The organism is Salmonella sp. SAL04162 (genome assembly GCF_046551535.1).
GTDB lineage: Bacteria > Pseudomonadota > Gammaproteobacteria > Enterobacterales > Enterobacteriaceae > Salmonella > Salmonella enterica.
The window spans coordinates 61,077-77,564 of the sequence record NZ_JBGDVX010000011.1 but is presented as its reverse complement, the minus strand read 5'-3'; the positions used below and the strand labels follow the sequence as shown (position 1 = coordinate 77,564).

14 protein-coding genes are annotated in these 16,488 nt (G+C 56.5%); 12 read left to right on the top strand and 2 right to left on the bottom strand.

The genetic code is table 11. The annotated features are described in order from the left end of the window. Nucleotides 1–86: 86 nt before the first annotated feature. The 11 genes from nuoC (at nt 87) to nuoN (ending at nt 13,785) form a co-directional block, all read left to right on the top strand. Entirely contained in the window at nt 87–1,889 is a 1,803-nt protein-coding gene (gene nuoC, locus ACLJRH_RS19680; RefSeq protein WP_000247855.1) for an NADH-quinone oxidoreductase subunit C/D, read from the top strand. A gap of 2 nt (nt 1,890–1,891) precedes the next feature. Further along, nucleotides 1,892–2,392: an NADH-quinone oxidoreductase subunit NuoE gene (gene nuoE, locus ACLJRH_RS19675; protein ID WP_000545038.1), complete on the top strand. Its 501-nt coding sequence runs from the start codon at nt 1,892–1,894 to the stop codon at nt 2,390–2,392. Further along, on the top strand, nt 2,389–3,726 hold the full coding sequence (nuoF, locus tag ACLJRH_RS19670; RefSeq protein ID WP_000800048.1) for an NADH-quinone oxidoreductase subunit NuoF: 1,338 nt from the start codon (nt 2,389–2,391) through the stop codon (nt 3,724–3,726). The genes nuoE and nuoF overlap by 4 nt, the downstream gene beginning before the upstream one ends. Before the next feature lie 29 nt (nt 3,727–3,755). Continuing rightward, nucleotides 3,756–6,482, top strand: coding sequence for an NADH-quinone oxidoreductase subunit NuoG (gene nuoG, locus ACLJRH_RS19665; RefSeq protein WP_001528469.1), 2,727 nt, complete (start codon nt 3,756–3,758; stop codon nt 6,480–6,482). Continuing rightward, complete coding sequence (nuoH, locus tag ACLJRH_RS19660) at nt 6,479–7,456, top strand: NADH-quinone oxidoreductase subunit NuoH (protein ID WP_000118515.1); 978 nt, start codon at nt 6,479–6,481, stop codon at nt 7,454–7,456. Before nuoG ends, nuoH begins: the two co-directional genes overlap by 4 nt. Before the next feature lie 14 nt (nt 7,457–7,470). Further along, nucleotides 7,471–8,013, top strand: coding sequence for an NADH-quinone oxidoreductase subunit NuoI (gene nuoI / locus ACLJRH_RS19655; protein ID WP_000172747.1), 543 nt, complete (start codon nt 7,471–7,473; stop codon nt 8,011–8,013). Between the two features lie 10 nt (nt 8,014–8,023). Next, on the top strand, nt 8,024–8,578 hold the full coding sequence (gene nuoJ, locus ACLJRH_RS19650; protein WP_000393522.1) for an NADH-quinone oxidoreductase subunit J: 555 nt from the start codon (nt 8,024–8,026) through the stop codon (nt 8,576–8,578). Continuing rightward, nucleotides 8,575–8,877: an NADH-quinone oxidoreductase subunit NuoK gene (gene nuoK / locus ACLJRH_RS19645; RefSeq protein WP_000612687.1), complete on the top strand. Its 303-nt coding sequence runs from the start codon at nt 8,575–8,577 to the stop codon at nt 8,875–8,877. Before nuoJ ends, nuoK begins: the two co-directional genes overlap by 4 nt. Beyond that, nucleotides 8,874–10,715, top strand: a complete 1,842-nt coding sequence (gene nuoL, locus ACLJRH_RS19640; RefSeq protein ID WP_001056581.1) for an NADH-quinone oxidoreductase subunit L — start codon at nt 8,874–8,876, stop codon at nt 10,713–10,715. The genes nuoK and nuoL overlap by 4 nt, the downstream gene beginning before the upstream one ends. Nucleotides 10,716–10,791: 76 nt before the next feature. Next, entirely contained in the window at nt 10,792–12,321 is a 1,530-nt protein-coding gene (nuoM, locus tag ACLJRH_RS19635; protein WP_000926430.1) for an NADH-quinone oxidoreductase subunit M, read from the top strand. Between the two features lie 6 nt (nt 12,322–12,327). Continuing rightward, the gene (gene nuoN / locus ACLJRH_RS19630) at nt 12,328–13,785 is read left to right on the top strand and encodes an NADH-quinone oxidoreductase subunit NuoN (protein WP_000156669.1); all 1,458 of its coding nucleotides are present in this window, start codon (nt 12,328–12,330) and stop codon (nt 13,783–13,785) included. A 140-nt stretch (nt 13,786–13,925) separates the two neighbouring features. Here nuoN and ACLJRH_RS19625 read toward each other — a convergent pair whose 3' ends face one another. After that, nucleotides 13,926–14,930, bottom strand: a complete 1,005-nt coding sequence (locus ACLJRH_RS19625) for a chemotaxis protein (protein WP_000368564.1) — start codon at nt 14,928–14,930, stop codon at nt 13,926–13,928. A gap of 65 nt (nt 14,931–14,995) precedes the next feature. Beyond that, on the bottom strand, nt 14,996–15,913 hold the full coding sequence (gene rbn, locus ACLJRH_RS19620; RefSeq protein ID WP_000419093.1) for a ribonuclease BN: 918 nt from the start codon (nt 15,911–15,913) through the stop codon (nt 14,996–14,998). A 60-nt stretch (nt 15,914–15,973) separates the two neighbouring features. Between rbn and ACLJRH_RS19615 the strand changes: the two genes are divergently transcribed. Further along, on the top strand, nt 15,974–16,435 hold the full coding sequence (locus tag ACLJRH_RS19615; RefSeq protein WP_000568155.1) for a GNAT family N-acetyltransferase: 462 nt from the start codon (nt 15,974–15,976) through the stop codon (nt 16,433–16,435). Nucleotides 16,436–16,488 lie beyond the last annotated feature (53 nt).

The window sequence follows — 16,488 nt, the reverse complement described above, 5'->3', positions numbered from 1 at the left end:
TTTGCGCCTGTCGGCAGCAGCACTTCACTTCGCTAACCACTATTTTAATAGCGCGAAGCACTGCCGACCACCACGGACCATTTGCAATGGTGAACAATATGACCGACTTAACCGCGCAAGACGCTGCATGGAGTACCCGCGATCATCTTGATGATCCGGTTATCGGCGAACTGCGCAACCGTTTTGGGCCGGATGCCTTTACCGTTCAGGCGACCCGCACCGGTATCCCCGTTGTTTGGGTCAAGCGTGAACAACTACTGGAGGTTGGCGATTTCTTAAAGAAACTGCCGAAACCTTACGTCATGCTGTTTGACTTACACGGCATGGATGAACGCCTGCGTACGCACCGTGACGGGTTACCCGCCGCGGATTTTTCCGTTTTCTACCACCTGATTTCCATTGAGCGTAATCGCGATATCATGCTCAAGGTGGCGTTGTCTGAAAACGACCTGCGCGTGCCGACCTTCACTAAACTTTTCCCTAACGCCAACTGGTACGAGCGTGAGACCTGGGAGATGTTTGGCATTGATATCGAAGGTCACCCGCACCTGACGCGCATCATGATGCCGCAAACCTGGGAAGGCCATCCGCTGCGTAAAGATTATCCGGCGCGCGCGACCGAATTCGACCCGTTTGAGCTGACCAAAGCCAAGCAGGATCTGGAAATGGAAGCGCTGACCTTTAAGCCGGAAGACTGGGGGATGAAGCGCGGGACTGACAACGAGGACTTTATGTTCCTCAACCTCGGCCCGAACCACCCGTCTGCGCACGGTGCGTTTCGTATTATCCTGCAACTTGACGGTGAAGAAATCGTCGACTGCGTGCCGGATATCGGCTATCACCACCGCGGCGCCGAAAAAATGGGCGAGCGCCAGTCCTGGCATAGCTACATTCCCTATACCGACCGTATCGAATACCTCGGTGGTTGCGTCAATGAAATGCCGTACGTGCTGGCGGTAGAAAAGTTGGCAGGGATCACCGTCCCGGATCGTGTGAACGTCATCCGCGTGATGCTCTCCGAACTGTTCCGCATTAACAGTCATCTGCTGTACATTTCGACCTTTATTCAGGACGTCGGCGCGATGACGCCGGTCTTCTTTGCCTTTACCGACCGGCAGAAAATTTATGACCTGGTGGAAGCCATTACCGGTTTCCGTATGCACCCGGCCTGGTTCCGTATCGGCGGCGTCGCGCACGACTTGCCGCGCGGTTGGGATCGCCTGCTGCGAGAGTTCCTTGAGTGGATGCCGAAGCGTCTGGATTCTTACGAGAAAGCCGCGCTGCGTAACACCATTCTGAAAGGGCGTTCGCAGGGCGTTGCCGCTTACGGCGCGAAAGAGGCGCTGGAGTGGGGCACCACCGGCGCAGGGCTGCGCGCGACCGGGATCGACTTCGACGTGCGTAAATGGCGTCCATACTCTGGCTACGAAAACTTTGACTTTGAAGTGCCAGTGGGCGGCGGCGTTTCCGACTGCTATACCCGCGTGATGCTGAAAGTGGAAGAGCTGCGCCAGAGTCTGCGCATTCTTCAGCAGTGCCTCGATAACATGCCGGAAGGCCCGTTCAAAGCGGATCACCCGCTGACCACGCCGCCGCCGAAAGAGCGCACGCTGCAACATATCGAAACCCTGATCACCCACTTCCTGCAGGTCTCCTGGGGCCCGGTAATGCCGGCGCAGGAGTCCTTCCAGATGGTGGAAGCGACTAAGGGGATTAACAGTTACTACCTGACCAGCGACGGCAGCACTATGAGCTACCGTACCCGCGTGCGCACGCCGAGCTTTGCGCACCTGCAGCAGATTCCCTCGGCGATCCGCGGTAGCCTGGTCTCCGACCTGATTGTCTATCTGGGTAGTATCGATTTTGTTATGTCAGATGTGGACCGCTAATTATGCACGAGAATCAACAACCACAAACCGAGGCTTTTGAGCTGAGTGCGGCAGAGCGTGAAGCGATAGAGCACGAGAAGCACCACTACGAAGACCCGCGTGCGGCGTCCATTGAAGCGCTGAAAATCGTTCAGAAGCAGCGTGGCTGGGTGCCGGACGGCGCGATCTACGCTATTGCCGATGTGCTGGGTATTCCGGCGAGCGACGTCGAAGGCGTCGCCACATTCTACAGCCAGATCTTCCGTCAGCCGGTCGGTCGCCACGTGATTCGCTACTGCGACAGCGTGGTGTGCCATATCACCGGCTATCAGGGGATTCAGGCCGCGCTGGAAAAAAATCTCAACATCAAACCGGGGCAGACGACCTTTGATGGTCGCTTTACGCTGCTGCCGACCTGCTGCCTGGGGAATTGCGATAAAGGGCCGAACATGATGATTGATGAGGATACTCACAGCCATCTGACCCCGGAAGCCATTCCTGAACTACTGGAGCGGTATAAATGAAAAACGTTATCCGTACTCCCGAAACCCACCCGCTGACCTGGCGTCTGCGCGATGACAAACAGCCGGTCTGGCTGGATGAATATCGTAGCAAAAACGGCTACGAAGGCGCGCGTAAGGCGCTGACCGGCCTGTCTCCGGATGAAATCGTCAGCCAGGTAAAAGACGCCGGTCTGAAAGGGCGCGGCGGCGCGGGCTTTTCCACCGGTCTGAAGTGGAGCCTGATGCCGAAAGATGAATCCATGAACATCCGTTACCTGCTGTGTAACGCCGATGAAATGGAGCCGGGCACCTATAAAGACCGTCTGCTGATGGAACAGCTGCCGCACCTGCTGGTGGAAGGTATGCTGATCTCCGCGTTCGCGCTGAAAGCGTATCGTGGTTACATCTTCCTGCGCGGCGAATATATCGAAGCGGCTGTACATCTGCGCCGTGCGATTGCTGAAGCAACCGAGGCCGGGCTGCTTGGCAAAAATATCATGGGCACCGGGTTCGACTTTGAACTGTTTGTCCACACCGGGGCAGGGCGTTACATCTGTGGTGAAGAAACGGCGCTGATTAACTCCCTCGAAGGCCGCCGCGCGAACCCACGCTCCAAGCCGCCCTTCCCTGCGACCTCCGGCGTATGGGGCAAACCGACCTGTGTGAATAACGTCGAAACGTTGTGCAACGTCCCGGCAATCCTCGCCAACGGCGTGGAGTGGTACCAGAACATTTCGAAAAGCAAAGATGCGGGTACCAAGCTGATGGGCTTCTCAGGCCGCGTGAAGAATCCGGGCCTGTGGGAATTACCGTTCGGCACCACCGCGCGCGAGATCCTCGAAGACTACGCGGGCGGTATGCGCGATGGCCTGAAATTCAAAGCCTGGCAGCCGGGCGGGGCGGGAACCGACTTCCTGACCGAGGCGCATCTTGACCTGCCGATGGAGTTCGAAAGCATCGGTAAAGCAGGCAGCCGTCTGGGCACCGCGCTGGCGATGGCGGTAGACCACGAAATCGGCATGGTATCGCTGGTGCGTAACCTGGAAGAGTTCTTTGCCCGCGAATCCTGCGGCTGGTGTACGCCATGCCGCGACGGGTTGCCGTGGAGCGTGAAAATTCTGCGCGCGCTGGAGCGTGGCGAAGGCCAGCCGGGGGATATCGAGACACTTGAGCAACTGTGTCGTTTCCTCGGACCGGGTAAAACCTTCTGCGCGCATGCGCCGGGCGCGGTTGAGCCACTGCAAAGCGCAATTAAGTATTTCCGCGAAGAATTCGAAGCTGGCATCAAGCAGCCGTTCAGCAATACCCATTTAATCAATGGTATTCAGCCGAACCTGCTCAAAGAGCGCTGGTGAGTTAACGATTTTAATTTGGAAGCATGCTAATGGCTACGATTCATGTAGACGGCAAAGAATACGAGGTCAACGGCGCGGACAACCTGCTACAGGCATGTCTGTCCCTGGGCCTTGATATTCCGTATTTTTGCTGGCACCCGGCGCTGGGAAGCGTCGGTGCTTGCCGCCAGTGTGCGGTGAAGCAATACCAAAACGCGGAAGATACGCGTGGTCGCCTGGTGATGTCCTGTATGACGCCAGCCACCGACGGTACCTTTATCTCTATTGACGACGAAGAAGCGAAACAGTTCCGTGAAAGCGTGGTGGAGTGGCTGATGACTAACCACCCGCACGACTGTCCGGTTTGTGAAGAGGGCGGTAACTGCCATCTTCAGGATATGACCGTGATGACGGGTCACAGTTTCCGTCGCTACCGTTTCACCAAACGTACCCACCGCAACCAGGATCTGGGGCCGTTCATCTCTCACGAAATGAACCGCTGCATCGCCTGCTACCGTTGTGTGCGTTACTACAAAGATTATGCCGACGGCACCGATCTGGGCGTCTATGGCGCGCATGACAACGTCTACTTCGGGCGTCCGGAAGACGGTACGCTGGAAAGCGAATTCTCCGGTAACCTGGTCGAGATTTGCCCGACCGGCGTCTTCACCGATAAAACGCATTCCGAGCGTTACAACCGTAAATGGGACATGCAGTTTGCGCCGAGCATCTGCCAGCAGTGTTCCATCGGCTGTAACATCAGCCCGGGCGAGCGCTATGGCGAACTGCGCCGTATCGAAAACCGTTACAACGGTACCGTTAACCACTACTTCCTCTGCGACCGCGGTCGTTTCGGCTATGGCTATGTGAACCTGAAAGACCGTCCGCGTCAGCCGGTTCAGCGCCGTGGTGATGACTTTATTACTCTCAACGCCGAGCAGGCGATGCAGGGCGCGGCGGATATTCTGCGCCAGTCGAAGAAAGTGATCGGTATCGGTTCGCCACGCGCCAGCATTGAGAGCAACTTTGCGCTGCGTGAGCTGGTTGGTGCGGAAAACTTCTACACCGGTATCGCGCGCGGCGAGCAGGAACGTCTGCAACTGGCGCTGAAAGTGTTGCGTGAAGGCGGAATTTACACCCCGGCGCTGCGGGAAATCGAATCTTATGACGCGGTACTGGTATTGGGCGAAGACGTTACCCAGACCGGCGCGCGCGTTGCGCTGGCGGTACGCCAGGCGGTGAAAGGTAAAGCGCGTGAAATGGCAGCGGCGCAGAAAGTAGCCGACTGGCAGATTGCGGCCATCCTTAACATCGGCCAGCGTGCCAAACATCCGCTGTTCGTGACCAACGTGGACGGCACCCGTCTGGATGATATCGCCGCCTGGACCTATCGCGCGCCGGTGGAAGATCAGGCGCGCCTGGGCTTTGCGATTGCTCATGCGCTGGACAATACAGCGCCTGCGGTTGACGGTATCGACAGCGACTTACAAAACAAAATTGATGTCATTGTGCAGGCGTTGGCCGGCGCGAAAAAACCGCTGATTATCTCCGGCACTAACGCCGGTAGCAGTGAGGTGATTCAGGCGGCCGCCAACGTGGCGAAAGCGCTGAAAGGCCGTGGCGCCGACGTCGGTATTACTATGATTGCTCGTTCCGTGAACAGCATGGGGCTGGGTATGATGGGCGGCGGTTCGCTTGATGATGCGTTGGGCGAGCTGGAAACCGGCAGTGCGGACGCGGTGGTGGTGCTGGAAAACGATCTCCACCGTCATGCAAGCGCTACGCGCGTGAACGCTGCGCTCGCCAAAGCGCCGCTGGTGATGGTGGTTGACCATCAGCGCACGGCGATTATGGAAAACGCGCATCTGGTGCTTTCCGCGGCAAGCTTCGCCGAAAGCGATGGTACGGTCATCAACAACGAAGGGCGCGCGCAGCGCTTCTTCCAGGTTTATGATCCGGCCTACTACGATAACAAGACGATTATGCTGGAAAGCTGGCGCTGGCTGCATTCACTGCACAGCACCGTCGAAAACCGCGAAGTGGACTGGACTCAGCTTGACCACGTGATCGACGCGGTCATTGCCGCCATGCCGCAATTTGCCGGTATTAAAGACGCCGCGCCGGATGCGACCTTCCGCATTCGTGGGCAGAAGCTGGCGCGCGAACCGCATCGTTACAGCGGTCGTACCGCAATGCGCGCCAATATCAGCGTGCACGAACCACGTCAGCCGCAGGATAAAGACACCATGTTCGCCTTCTCAATGGAAGGGAATAACCAACCGACTGCCCCGCGATCTGAAATTCCGTTCGCCTGGGCACCGGGCTGGAACTCCCCGCAGGCGTGGAACAAATTCCAGGATGAAGTGGGCGGCAAACTGCGTCACGGCGATCCGGGCGTGCGTTTGATTGAAGCGACTGAGGGCGGTCTGGATTATTTCACTACCGTGCCGGCAAGCTTCCAGGCGCAGGACGGTCAGTGGCGTATTGCGCCGTATTACCACCTGTTTGGCAGCGACGAATTGTCTCAGCGTTCTCCGGTCTTCCAGAGCCGTATGCCGCAGCCGTATATCAAACTTAACCCGGCGGATGCCGCGAAGTTGGGTGTCAATGCCGGGACGCGCGTCTCCTTTAGCTACGATGGCAATACGGTGACGCTGCCGGTTGAAATCTCTGAAGGGTTAGCGGCAGGGCAGGTAGGGCTGCCGATGGGTATGCCTGGCATCGCGCCGGTTCTGGCTGGCGCGCGTCTTGAGGATCTGCGGGAGGCGCAACAATGAGTTGGATTACACCGGATCTGATTGAGATCCTGCTGAGCATTCTCAAAGCGGTGGTGATTCTGCTGGTGGTCGTCACCTGCGGGGCCTTCATGAGCTTTGGCGAACGTCGTCTGCTGGGTCTGTTCCAGAACCGTTATGGACCAAACCGCGTTGGCTGGGGCGGCTCGCTCCAGCTGGTCGCGGACATGATCAAGATGTTCTTTAAAGAAGACTGGATCCCGAAATTCTCGGATCGCGTCATCTTTACCCTGGCGCCGATGATCGCGTTTACTTCGCTGCTGCTCTCCTTCGCCATTGTGCCGGTTAGCCCTAATTGGGTGGTGGCCGATTTAAACATCGGGATTTTGTTCTTCCTGATGATGGCCGGTCTGGCGGTTTACGCGGTGCTGTTCGCCGGTTGGTCGAGCAACAACAAATACTCGCTGCTGGGCGCGATGCGCGCGTCTGCCCAGACGGTGAGCTACGAAGTGTTCCTTGGTCTTTCCCTGATGGGCGTGGTGGCGCAGGCCGGTTCATTTAATATGACCGATATCGTCAATAACCAGGCGCATCTGTGGAACGTGATTCCGCAATTCTTTGGGTTTGTTACTTTCGCCATCGCGGGCGTAGCGGTCTGTCACCGTCACCCGTTTGACCAGCCGGAAGCCGAGCAGGAACTGGCGGACGGTTACCACATCGAATATTCCGGTATGAAATTCGGTCTGTTCTTTGTGGGGGAGTACATCGGCATCGTCACCGTTTCCGCGCTGATGGTAACGTTGTTCTTCGGTGGCTGGCATGGCCCGTTCTTACCGCCATTCGTCTGGTTCGCGCTGAAAACCGCGTTCTTCATGATGATGTTCATTTTGATTCGTGCGTCGTTACCGCGTCCGCGTTATGACCAGGTAATGTCCTTCGGCTGGAAAGTTTGCCTGCCGCTGACGCTCATCAACTTGCTGGTAACGGCGGCTGTCATTCTGTGGCAGGCGCAATAAGGGACACAAAGACCATGACCTTAAAAGAATTATTAGTAGGTTTCGGCACTCAGGTACGCAGTATCTGGATGATCGGCCTGCATGCGTTCGCCAAACGCGAAACGCGGATGTATCCGGAAGAGCCGGTCTATTTACCGCCCCGTTACCGTGGCCGTATCGTGCTCACGCGCGACCCGGACGGTGAAGAGCGCTGCGTTGCCTGTAACCTGTGTGCGGTAGCCTGTCCGGTAGGCTGTATCTCTCTGCAAAAAGCGGAGACCAAAGATGGCCGCTGGTATCCGGAATTTTTCCGCATTAACTTCTCACGCTGCATCTTCTGCGGCCTGTGCGAAGAAGCGTGCCCGACCACGGCGATTCAGTTGACCCCGGACTTCGAACTGGGCGAATACAAACGTCAGGATCTGGTGTACGAAAAAGAGGATCTGCTGATTTCCGGTCCGGGCAAATACCCGGAATATAACTTCTACCGGATGGCGGGTATGGCAATCGACGGCAAAGATAAAGGCGAAGCAGAGAACGAAGCCAAGCCTATCGACGTCAAGAGCCTGTTACCGTAAGGAGAGGGCAATGGAATTCGCTTTTTATATCTGTGGCCTGATAGCCATCCTCGCGACCCTGCGAGTGATCACCCATACCAATCCGGTACACGCGCTGTTGTATCTGGTGATATCGCTATTGGCGATTTCCGGGGTGTTCTTTTCGCTGGGCGCTTATTTTGCCGGTGCGCTGGAAATTATCGTCTACGCAGGCGCCATCATGGTGCTGTTTGTGTTCGTGGTGATGATGCTCAACCTCGGCGGCAGCGAAATCGAACAGGAACGCCAGTGGCTGAAGCCGCAGGTGTGGATTGGTCCGGCGGTTTTGTCGGCCATTATGCTGGCGGTCATTGTGTACGCCATTCTGGGCGTTAACGACCAGGGCATCGACGGCACGCCGATTAGCGCGAAAGCGGTGGGCATCACGCTGTTCGGGCCTTATGTTCTGGCGGTGGAACTGGCGTCGATGCTGCTGCTGGCAGGCCTGGTGGTGGCGTTCCATGTCGGTCGTGAAGAGCGTGCGGGTGAAGTGCTAAGCAACCGCGCCGATGACCGCGCGAAAAGAAAAACGGAGGAGCGCGCATGATCCCCTTAACACACGGACTGATCCTCGCTGCGATTTTATTTGTCCTGGGTTTAACCGGTCTGGTTATCCGCCGCAATCTGCTGTTTATGCTGATTGGGCTGGAAATCATGATTAACGCCTCCGCGCTGGCCTTTGTGGTCGCCGGGAGCTACTGGGGCCAGACCGATGGTCAGGTGATGTACATTCTCGCCATCAGCCTTGCGGCTGCGGAAGCGAGTATTGGACTTGCGCTGTTGCTGCAACTCCATCGCCGTCGCCAGAACCTGAACATCGATTCAGTAAGTGAGATGCGTGGATGAACATGCTTGCCTTAACCATTATTCTGCCATTGATTGGCTTTGTACTGCTGGCGTTCTCTCGCGGACGCTGGTCGGAAAATCTCTCCGCGACCATTGGCGTGGGCTCCGTTGGTCTGGCGGCGTTGGTGACAGCGTTTGTCGGGATGGATTTCTTCGCCAACGGCAAACAGGCGTTCAGCCAGCCGCTGTGGACGTGGATGTCGGTCGGTAACTTCAACATCGGTTTTAACCTGGTGCTGGACGGCCTGTCGCTGACCATGCTCTCTGTGGTCACCGGCGTCGGCTTCCTGATCCACATGTTCGCGTCCTGGTACATGCGTGGAGAAGAGGGTTACTCCCGCTTCTTCGCTTATACCAACCTGTTTATCGCCAGTATGGTTGTTCTGGTGCTGTCCGATAACCTGCTGTTGATGTACCTCGGCTGGGAAGGCGTGGGCCTGTGCTCTTATCTGTTGATCGGCTTCTATTACAGCGATCCGAAGAATGGCGCAGCGGCAATGAAAGCCTTCGTGGTGACCCGTGTCGGTGACGTATTCCTCGCCTTCGCGCTGTTCATCCTCTACAACGAACTGGGCACGCTGAACTTCCGCGAAATGGTCGAGCTGGCGCCAGCGCACTTTGCTGACGGCAACAACATGCTGATGTGGGCGACGCTGATGCTGCTGGGCGGCGCGGTCGGTAAATCTGCGCAGCTTCCGTTGCAGACCTGGCTTGCCGACGCGATGGCCGGCCCGACGCCGGTCTCCGCGCTGATCCACGCCGCTACCATGGTGACCGCCGGTGTCTACCTGATCGCTCGTACCCATGGCTTGTTCCTGATGACCCCGGAGATTCTGCATCTGGTGGGCATTATCGGGGCGATTACGTTGGTCATGGCGGGTTTCGCCGCGCTGGTGCAGACCGACATCAAACGCGTGCTGGCCTATTCCACCATGAGCCAGATTGGCTACATGTTCCTGGCGCTCGGCGTACAGGCGTGGGATGCGGCAATTTTCCACCTGATGACGCACGCCTTCTTTAAAGCGCTGCTGTTCCTGGCGTCCGGCTCGGTCATTCTGGCCTGCCATCACGAACAGAACATCTTTAAGATGGGCGGTCTGCGTAAGTCGATTCCACTGGTGTATGCCTGCTTCCTGGTGGGGGGCGCGGCGTTGTCGGCGCTGCCGCTGGTCACTGCGGGCTTCTTCAGTAAGGATGAGATCCTGGCTGGCGCGATGGCGAACGGTCATATCAATCTGATGGTGGCGGGTCTGGTCGGCGCGTTCATGACCTCCCTGTACACCTTCCGGATGATTTTCATCGTCTTCCACGGTAAAGAACAAATTCACGCTCATGCAGGGAAGGGGATTACCCACCATCTGCCGCTGATTGTCCTGATGATTCTGTCTACCTTTGTTGGCGCGCTGATTGTGCCGCCATTGCAGGGGGTGCTGCCGCAGACAACTGAACTGGCGCATGGTCGCGTCATGACGCTGGAAATTACCTCTGGCGTAGTAGCGATTGCCGGCATCCTGATTGCCGCATGGCTGTGGCTGGGTAAACGCACGCTGGTGACGTCGATCGCCAACAGCGCGCCGGGCCGTCTGCTGGGGACCTGGTGGTATAACGCCTGGGGCTTTGACTGGCTGTACGACAAAGTATTCGTCAAGCCATTCCTCGGTATCGCCTGGCTGCTGAAGCGCGACCCGCTTAATGCGTTGATGAACATTCCGGCTATCCTTTCCCGTTTTGCAGGCAAAGGCCTGGTACTGAGCGAGAACGGTTATTTGCGCTGGTATGTGGCATCCATGAGCATCGGCGCGGTTGTGGTGCTGGCGCTGCTGATGGCACTGCGTTGATCGTAAAGTGAATTTTATCCAAATTCGTTGAAAATCAGGCCTCTGTCAGAGGCCTTAAAAAGGAATAAAAATCGCCATGTTACTACCCTGGCTAATATTGATTCCCTTTATCGGCGGCTTTCTGTGCTGGCAGACCGAACGCTTTGGCGTGAAGGTGCCGCGCTGGATAGCGCTGATTACCATGGGGCTGACGCTGGCGCTCGGTCTGCAATTGTGGTTGCAGGGCGGCTACTCACTGACGCAATCCGCCGGTATTCCACAGTGGCAATCTGAATTTGTCCTGCCGTGGATCCCGCGTTTTGGCATCTCTATCCATCTGGCGCTCGACGGACTGTCGCTGCTAATGGTGGTGCTGACCGGCCTGCTCGGCGTTCTGGCGGTGCTTTGCTCCTGGCGAGAAATCGAAAAATATCAGGGCTTCTTCCACCTGAACCTGATGTGGATCTTAGGCGGCGTTATCGGCGTGTTCCTGGCTATCGACATGTTCCTGTTCTTCTTCTTCTGGGAAATGATGCTGGTGCCGATGTACTTCCTGATAGCGCTGTGGGGGCATAAAGCTTCTGACGGGAAAACGCGTATCACGGCGGCAACCAAGTTCTTCATTTATACCCAGGCGAGTGGTCTGGTGATGTTGATTGCCATCCTGGCGCTGGTCTTTGTGCACTACAACGCGACCGGCGTGTGGACCTTCAACTATGAAGAGCTGCTGAACACGCCGATGTCCCACGGTGTGGAATATCTGCTGATGCTGGGCTTCTTCATCGCCTTCGCGGTGAAAATGCCGGTGGTGCCGCTGCATGGCTGGCTGCCAGATGCGCACTCCCAGGCGCCGACCGCCGGTTCCGTCGACCTGGCCGGTATCTTGCTGAAAACCGCCGCTTACGGTCTGCTGCGTTTCTCCCTGCCATTGTTCCCGAACGCGTCGGCGGAGTTTGCGCCGATCGCCATGTGGCTGGGCGTTATCGGCATTTTCTACGGCGCGTGGATGGCCTTTACCCAATACGACATCAAGCGCCTGATTGCCTATACCTCCGTTTCGCATATGGGCTTCGTGCTGATCGCTATCTACACCGGCAGCCAACTGGCGTACCAGGGCGCGGTGATTCAGATGATTGCGCACGGTTTGTCCGCAGCCGGTCTGTTCATTCTGTGTGGCCAGTTGTACGAACGTCTGCATACGCGTGACATGCGTATGATGGGCGGCCTGTGGGGCAAGATGAAGTGGTTGCCTGCGCTGTCCATGTTCTTTGCGGTGGCGACGCTCGGGATGCCGGGCACCGGTAACTTTGTCGGCGAATTTATGATTCTGTTCGGCAGCTACCAGGTGGTGCCGGTGATTACCGTTATCTCCACCTTTGGGTTGGTATTCGCCTCTGTATACTCGCTGGCGATGCTGCATCGCGCTTACTTTGGTAAAGCGAAGAGCCAGATTGCCAGCCAGGAACTGCCAGGGATGTCGCTGCGCGAGCTGTTTATCATTCTGTTGCTGGTGGTGCTTCTGGTACTGCTTGGCTTCTATCCGCAGCCGATTCTGGATACCTCGCATTCTGCGATGAGCAACATCCAGCAGTGGTTTGTTAATTCTGTTACTACTACAAGGCCGTAAATCGCCATGACAATAACTCCACAACACCTGATTGCGCTGCTACCGCTGCTGATCGTCGGCTTGACGGTGGTGGTTGTGATGCTCTCCATTGCGTGGCGACGCAATCACTTCCTCAATGCCACGCTGTCGGTCATTGGGCTTAACGCTGCTCTGGTTTCGCTTTGGTTTGTCGGCCAGGCCGGGGCAATGGACGTCACGCCGCTGATGCGCGTTGACGGCTTTGCGATGCTCTACACCGGGCTGGTGCTGCTGGCGAGCCTCGCCACCTGCACCTTTGCCTACCCGTGGCTGGAAGGCTATAACGATAACCAGGAAGAGTTCTACCTGCTGGTGTTAATCGCCAGCCTGGGGGGAATTCTGCTGGCGAACGCCAACCACCTGGCGGCGCTGTTCCTTGGTATTGAACTGATCTCGCTGCCGCTGTTCGGCCTGATTGGTTATGCTTTCCGCCAGAAGCGCTCGCTGGAAGCCAGTATCAAATACACCATCCTCTCCGCCGCCGCCTCGTCTTTCCTGCTGTTCGGGATGGCGCTGGTCTATGCGCAGTCCGGCAACCTGTCTTTCGAAGCGCTCGGTAAGAGCCTCGGCGATGGTATGCTGCACGAGCCGTTGCTGCTGGCGGGCTTTGGCCTGATGATTGTCGGTCTGGGCTTTAAACTCTCTCTGGTGCCGTTCCACCTGTGGACGCCAGACGTATACCAGGGCGCGCCTGCGCCGGTTTCCACCTTCCTGGCGACGGCGAGCAAAATCGCTATCTTCGGCGTGGTGATGCGTCTGTTCCTCTATGCGCCGGTAGGCGACAGCGAAGCGGTACGCGTGGTGCTGGGCATTATCGCCTTTGCCTCTATCATCTTCGGTAACCTGATGGCGCTGAGCCAGACCAACATCAAACGTCTGCTCGGTTACTCTTCTATCTCTCACCTCGGCTATCTGCTGGTGGCGCTGATTGCCCTGCAGAGCGGCGAGATGTCGATGGAAGCGGTAGGCGTTTATCTGGCCGGTTATCTGTTCAGCAGCCTCGGCGCGTTTGGCGTGGTTAGCCTGATGTCCAGCCCGTTCCGCGGTCCGGATGCGGATTCTCTGTACTCTTACCGTGGTCTGTTCTGGCACCGTCCGGTTCTTGCCGCAGTGATGACGGTGATGATGCTGTCGCTGGCAGGTATCCCGATGACGCTGGGCTTTATCGGCAAATTCTACGTGCTGGCGGTCGGCGTTCAGGCCAGTCTGTGGTGGCTGGTCGCCGCCGTGGTGGTGGGTTCCGCGATTGGTTTGTACTACTACCTGCGCGTTGCGGTGAGTCTCTACCTGCACGCGCCGCAGCAACCGGGACGCGACGCGCCGACAAACTGGCAGTACAGCGCGGGTGGGATCGTGGTGCTGATCTCCGCGTTGCTGGTGTTGGTACTGGGCGTCTGGCCGCAGCCGCTGATTAGCCTTGTGCAGTTAGCGACGCCGTTGATGTAAACAATAAGTAAAAACGAAAAACCCGCTTCACGAAGCGGGTTTTTTATTATCTGATGTAATACGTTGAAATAACTATGGATTGTAGGCCGGATAAGGCGCTTGCGCCGCCATCCGGCAGGTAAGGTCTCAGCGACCGGAATTTAACTTAGCAACTGCCGGCTTACCAACGGGCCGCTGACGTTTTGCGCCGCGCGCTCCATCACTTCCTGTATCACTGAAGAGAGTTCATTGATTTCAAATTTGGCGACGTAGCCGTCGGCCTTTACCTTACGCACATGATCTTCGTTGGCGCTGCCGGAAAGGGAAGAGTGAATAACGACCGGGATCTTTTTCAGCCGTTCATCGGTTTTAATTTTACGCGTTAACGTAAAGCCATCCATCTCCGGCATCTCAAGATCTGTCAGGACCAGCGCGATTTTCTCGCTAATTGGCTTACCTTCGGCCTCCGCTTCCTGCGCCAGTTGCTGGATTCTCTCCCATGCATCCTTGCCGGTCACATGCATCTGATGCGGAATTCCCATTGCGTTCAGCCCTTTTTCCAGCATCGCGCGGGCGACTTTGGAGTCTTCCGCCACAATGGCTACCGCGCCTGGGGTAATATAAAATTTATTGGTCTTCAGATTGGTGGCGCGCAGATCGTGGCTGGAGGGGACAATATCATAAAGGATCTGCTCAACGTCGAGCACCAGCGCCAGGTTGTTGGTTTCTTTGTTGTCATCCAGGCAGGCAATACTGGTGATGTAGCGACCGTTGACGGCTTTCTCGGCGGTATGCACCTGCTGCCAGTCAAGACGCATAATATTTTCCACCGACTCGACGGCAAATGCCTGTACGCTGCGCGCATATTCGGTGATCAGCAAAATATTCAGCCCGGTTTCCGGCTTGCAGCCCGCTACCGCTGGCAAATCAATCACCGGAATGACCTGATCCCGAATATTGACCATGCCCAATAGCGGCGCTTTCATGCCTGCCGGGCGCGTAAAGGCGGGCATCGGTACGATTTCGCGCAGCTTAAATACATTGATGCCGAACAGCTCTGACTTCTGTTCATGCAGCGATGTACCAAGACGGAATAACAGCAGCTCAAAACGGTTTGACAGGGTTAAATTCGCCCTGTCATCAATATCTTTCTGAAAATTGTCCATCCTCACCTCATTATGAAAGCCTGCCTTTTTTAGTGTTATCGGCAATGAGGACAAAAAATGGAGCGCTAAACCGGGAAAACAGAAAAATCGTAAGCCAGTTCCGTCGCCGGGAAAATAGCGCGGCATTCCGCCAGTAAGCGCTGACAGCCTTTATCGTCATAGCGTGAGCTAATATGGGTCATGATCAGCCGACCGACGGCAGCTTCCCGCGCCAGCGTCGCGGTTTGACGGGTGGAGCTGTGTCCGCGAGCGTTGGCTTTCTCCTCCATTGACGCATCCAGCGTGGTTTCATGTACCATCACATCCACGCCTTGCGCCAGCGCGAGGGCGGCCTCGCAGGGCGCGGTATCGCCGAAAATCGCCACTGATTTCCCGGCCACGGCGGGAGCAAGGTAGTCGGCGCCATTGATCTGCCTTCCATCGGCAAGCGTGACGGTTTTTCCTGCCTTCAACGCCTGAAACAGCGGGCCGGGCGTAACGCCTGCGGCTTTTAACGCCCTGGCATTCAGCGCGCCAGGCTTGTCATGTTCAACAACGCGATATCCGTAGCACTCCAGTGGATGCTCCAGCCTGAATGCGGTCACTTTACGCAGACCGTCGTCAAGAATATCGCCTGCGCTAATTTCTTCAATTTGCAACGGAAAATCGGTCCATGAACCGCTAAGGCGCAGTGTGGTTGCAATAAACTCACGCACGCCTTGAGGCCCGTATACGGTTAGCGGATGGGGATTCCCCGCCATCGACCGGCTGCATAGCAGACCCGGCAGGCCAAACAGATGATCTCCGTGAAGATGGCTGATAAAAATGCGCTCAAGCTTACCGGGATGAAACGCGGTATTAAGCATTTGATGCTGTGTCCCTTCGCCGCAATCAAAAAGCCATACTCCCGGCTGCGTTGGATGTTGCAGATGTAATAAAATTGCCGTTACATTGCGTGAGCGCGTGGGAACGCCTGCGGACGTACCTAAAAAAATTAATTCCATCTTGTCCATACACGTTTGGTTATCGTTTAACCCAAGATTACCACAACACAGGAGCGCATCATGATTGACTGGCAGGATCTCCACCATAGCGAACTTACCGTTCCTCAACTTTACGCGTTACTCAAATTGCGCTGCGCGGTCTTTGTGGTAGAACAGCGCTGTCCTTACCTGGATGTGGATGGCGATGATTTAGTCGGCGACAATCGGCATATTCTGGGCTGGCATCAGGATGAGCTGGTGGCGTATGCGAGGATTCTGAAAAGCGATAACGAATCAGACCCGGTTGTTATTGGCCGGGTGATCGTCAGCGATGCCTGGCGAGGGGCGAAACTGGGCCAGCAATTAATGGCGAAAACGCTGGAATCTTGTGGGCGGCACTGGCCGGATAAGCCGCTATATCTGGGGGCGCAGGCGCATCTGCAACCTTTTTATGCGCGGTTTGGTTTTATTCCGGTCACCGATGTTTATGACGAAGATGGCATTCCGCACCGGGGAATGGCGCGGGAGGTTCATCAGGCATAAACCGAAACCGTTGACTATAGTTAGGAGCAGGTGTTAACACAACGGAGAATGAG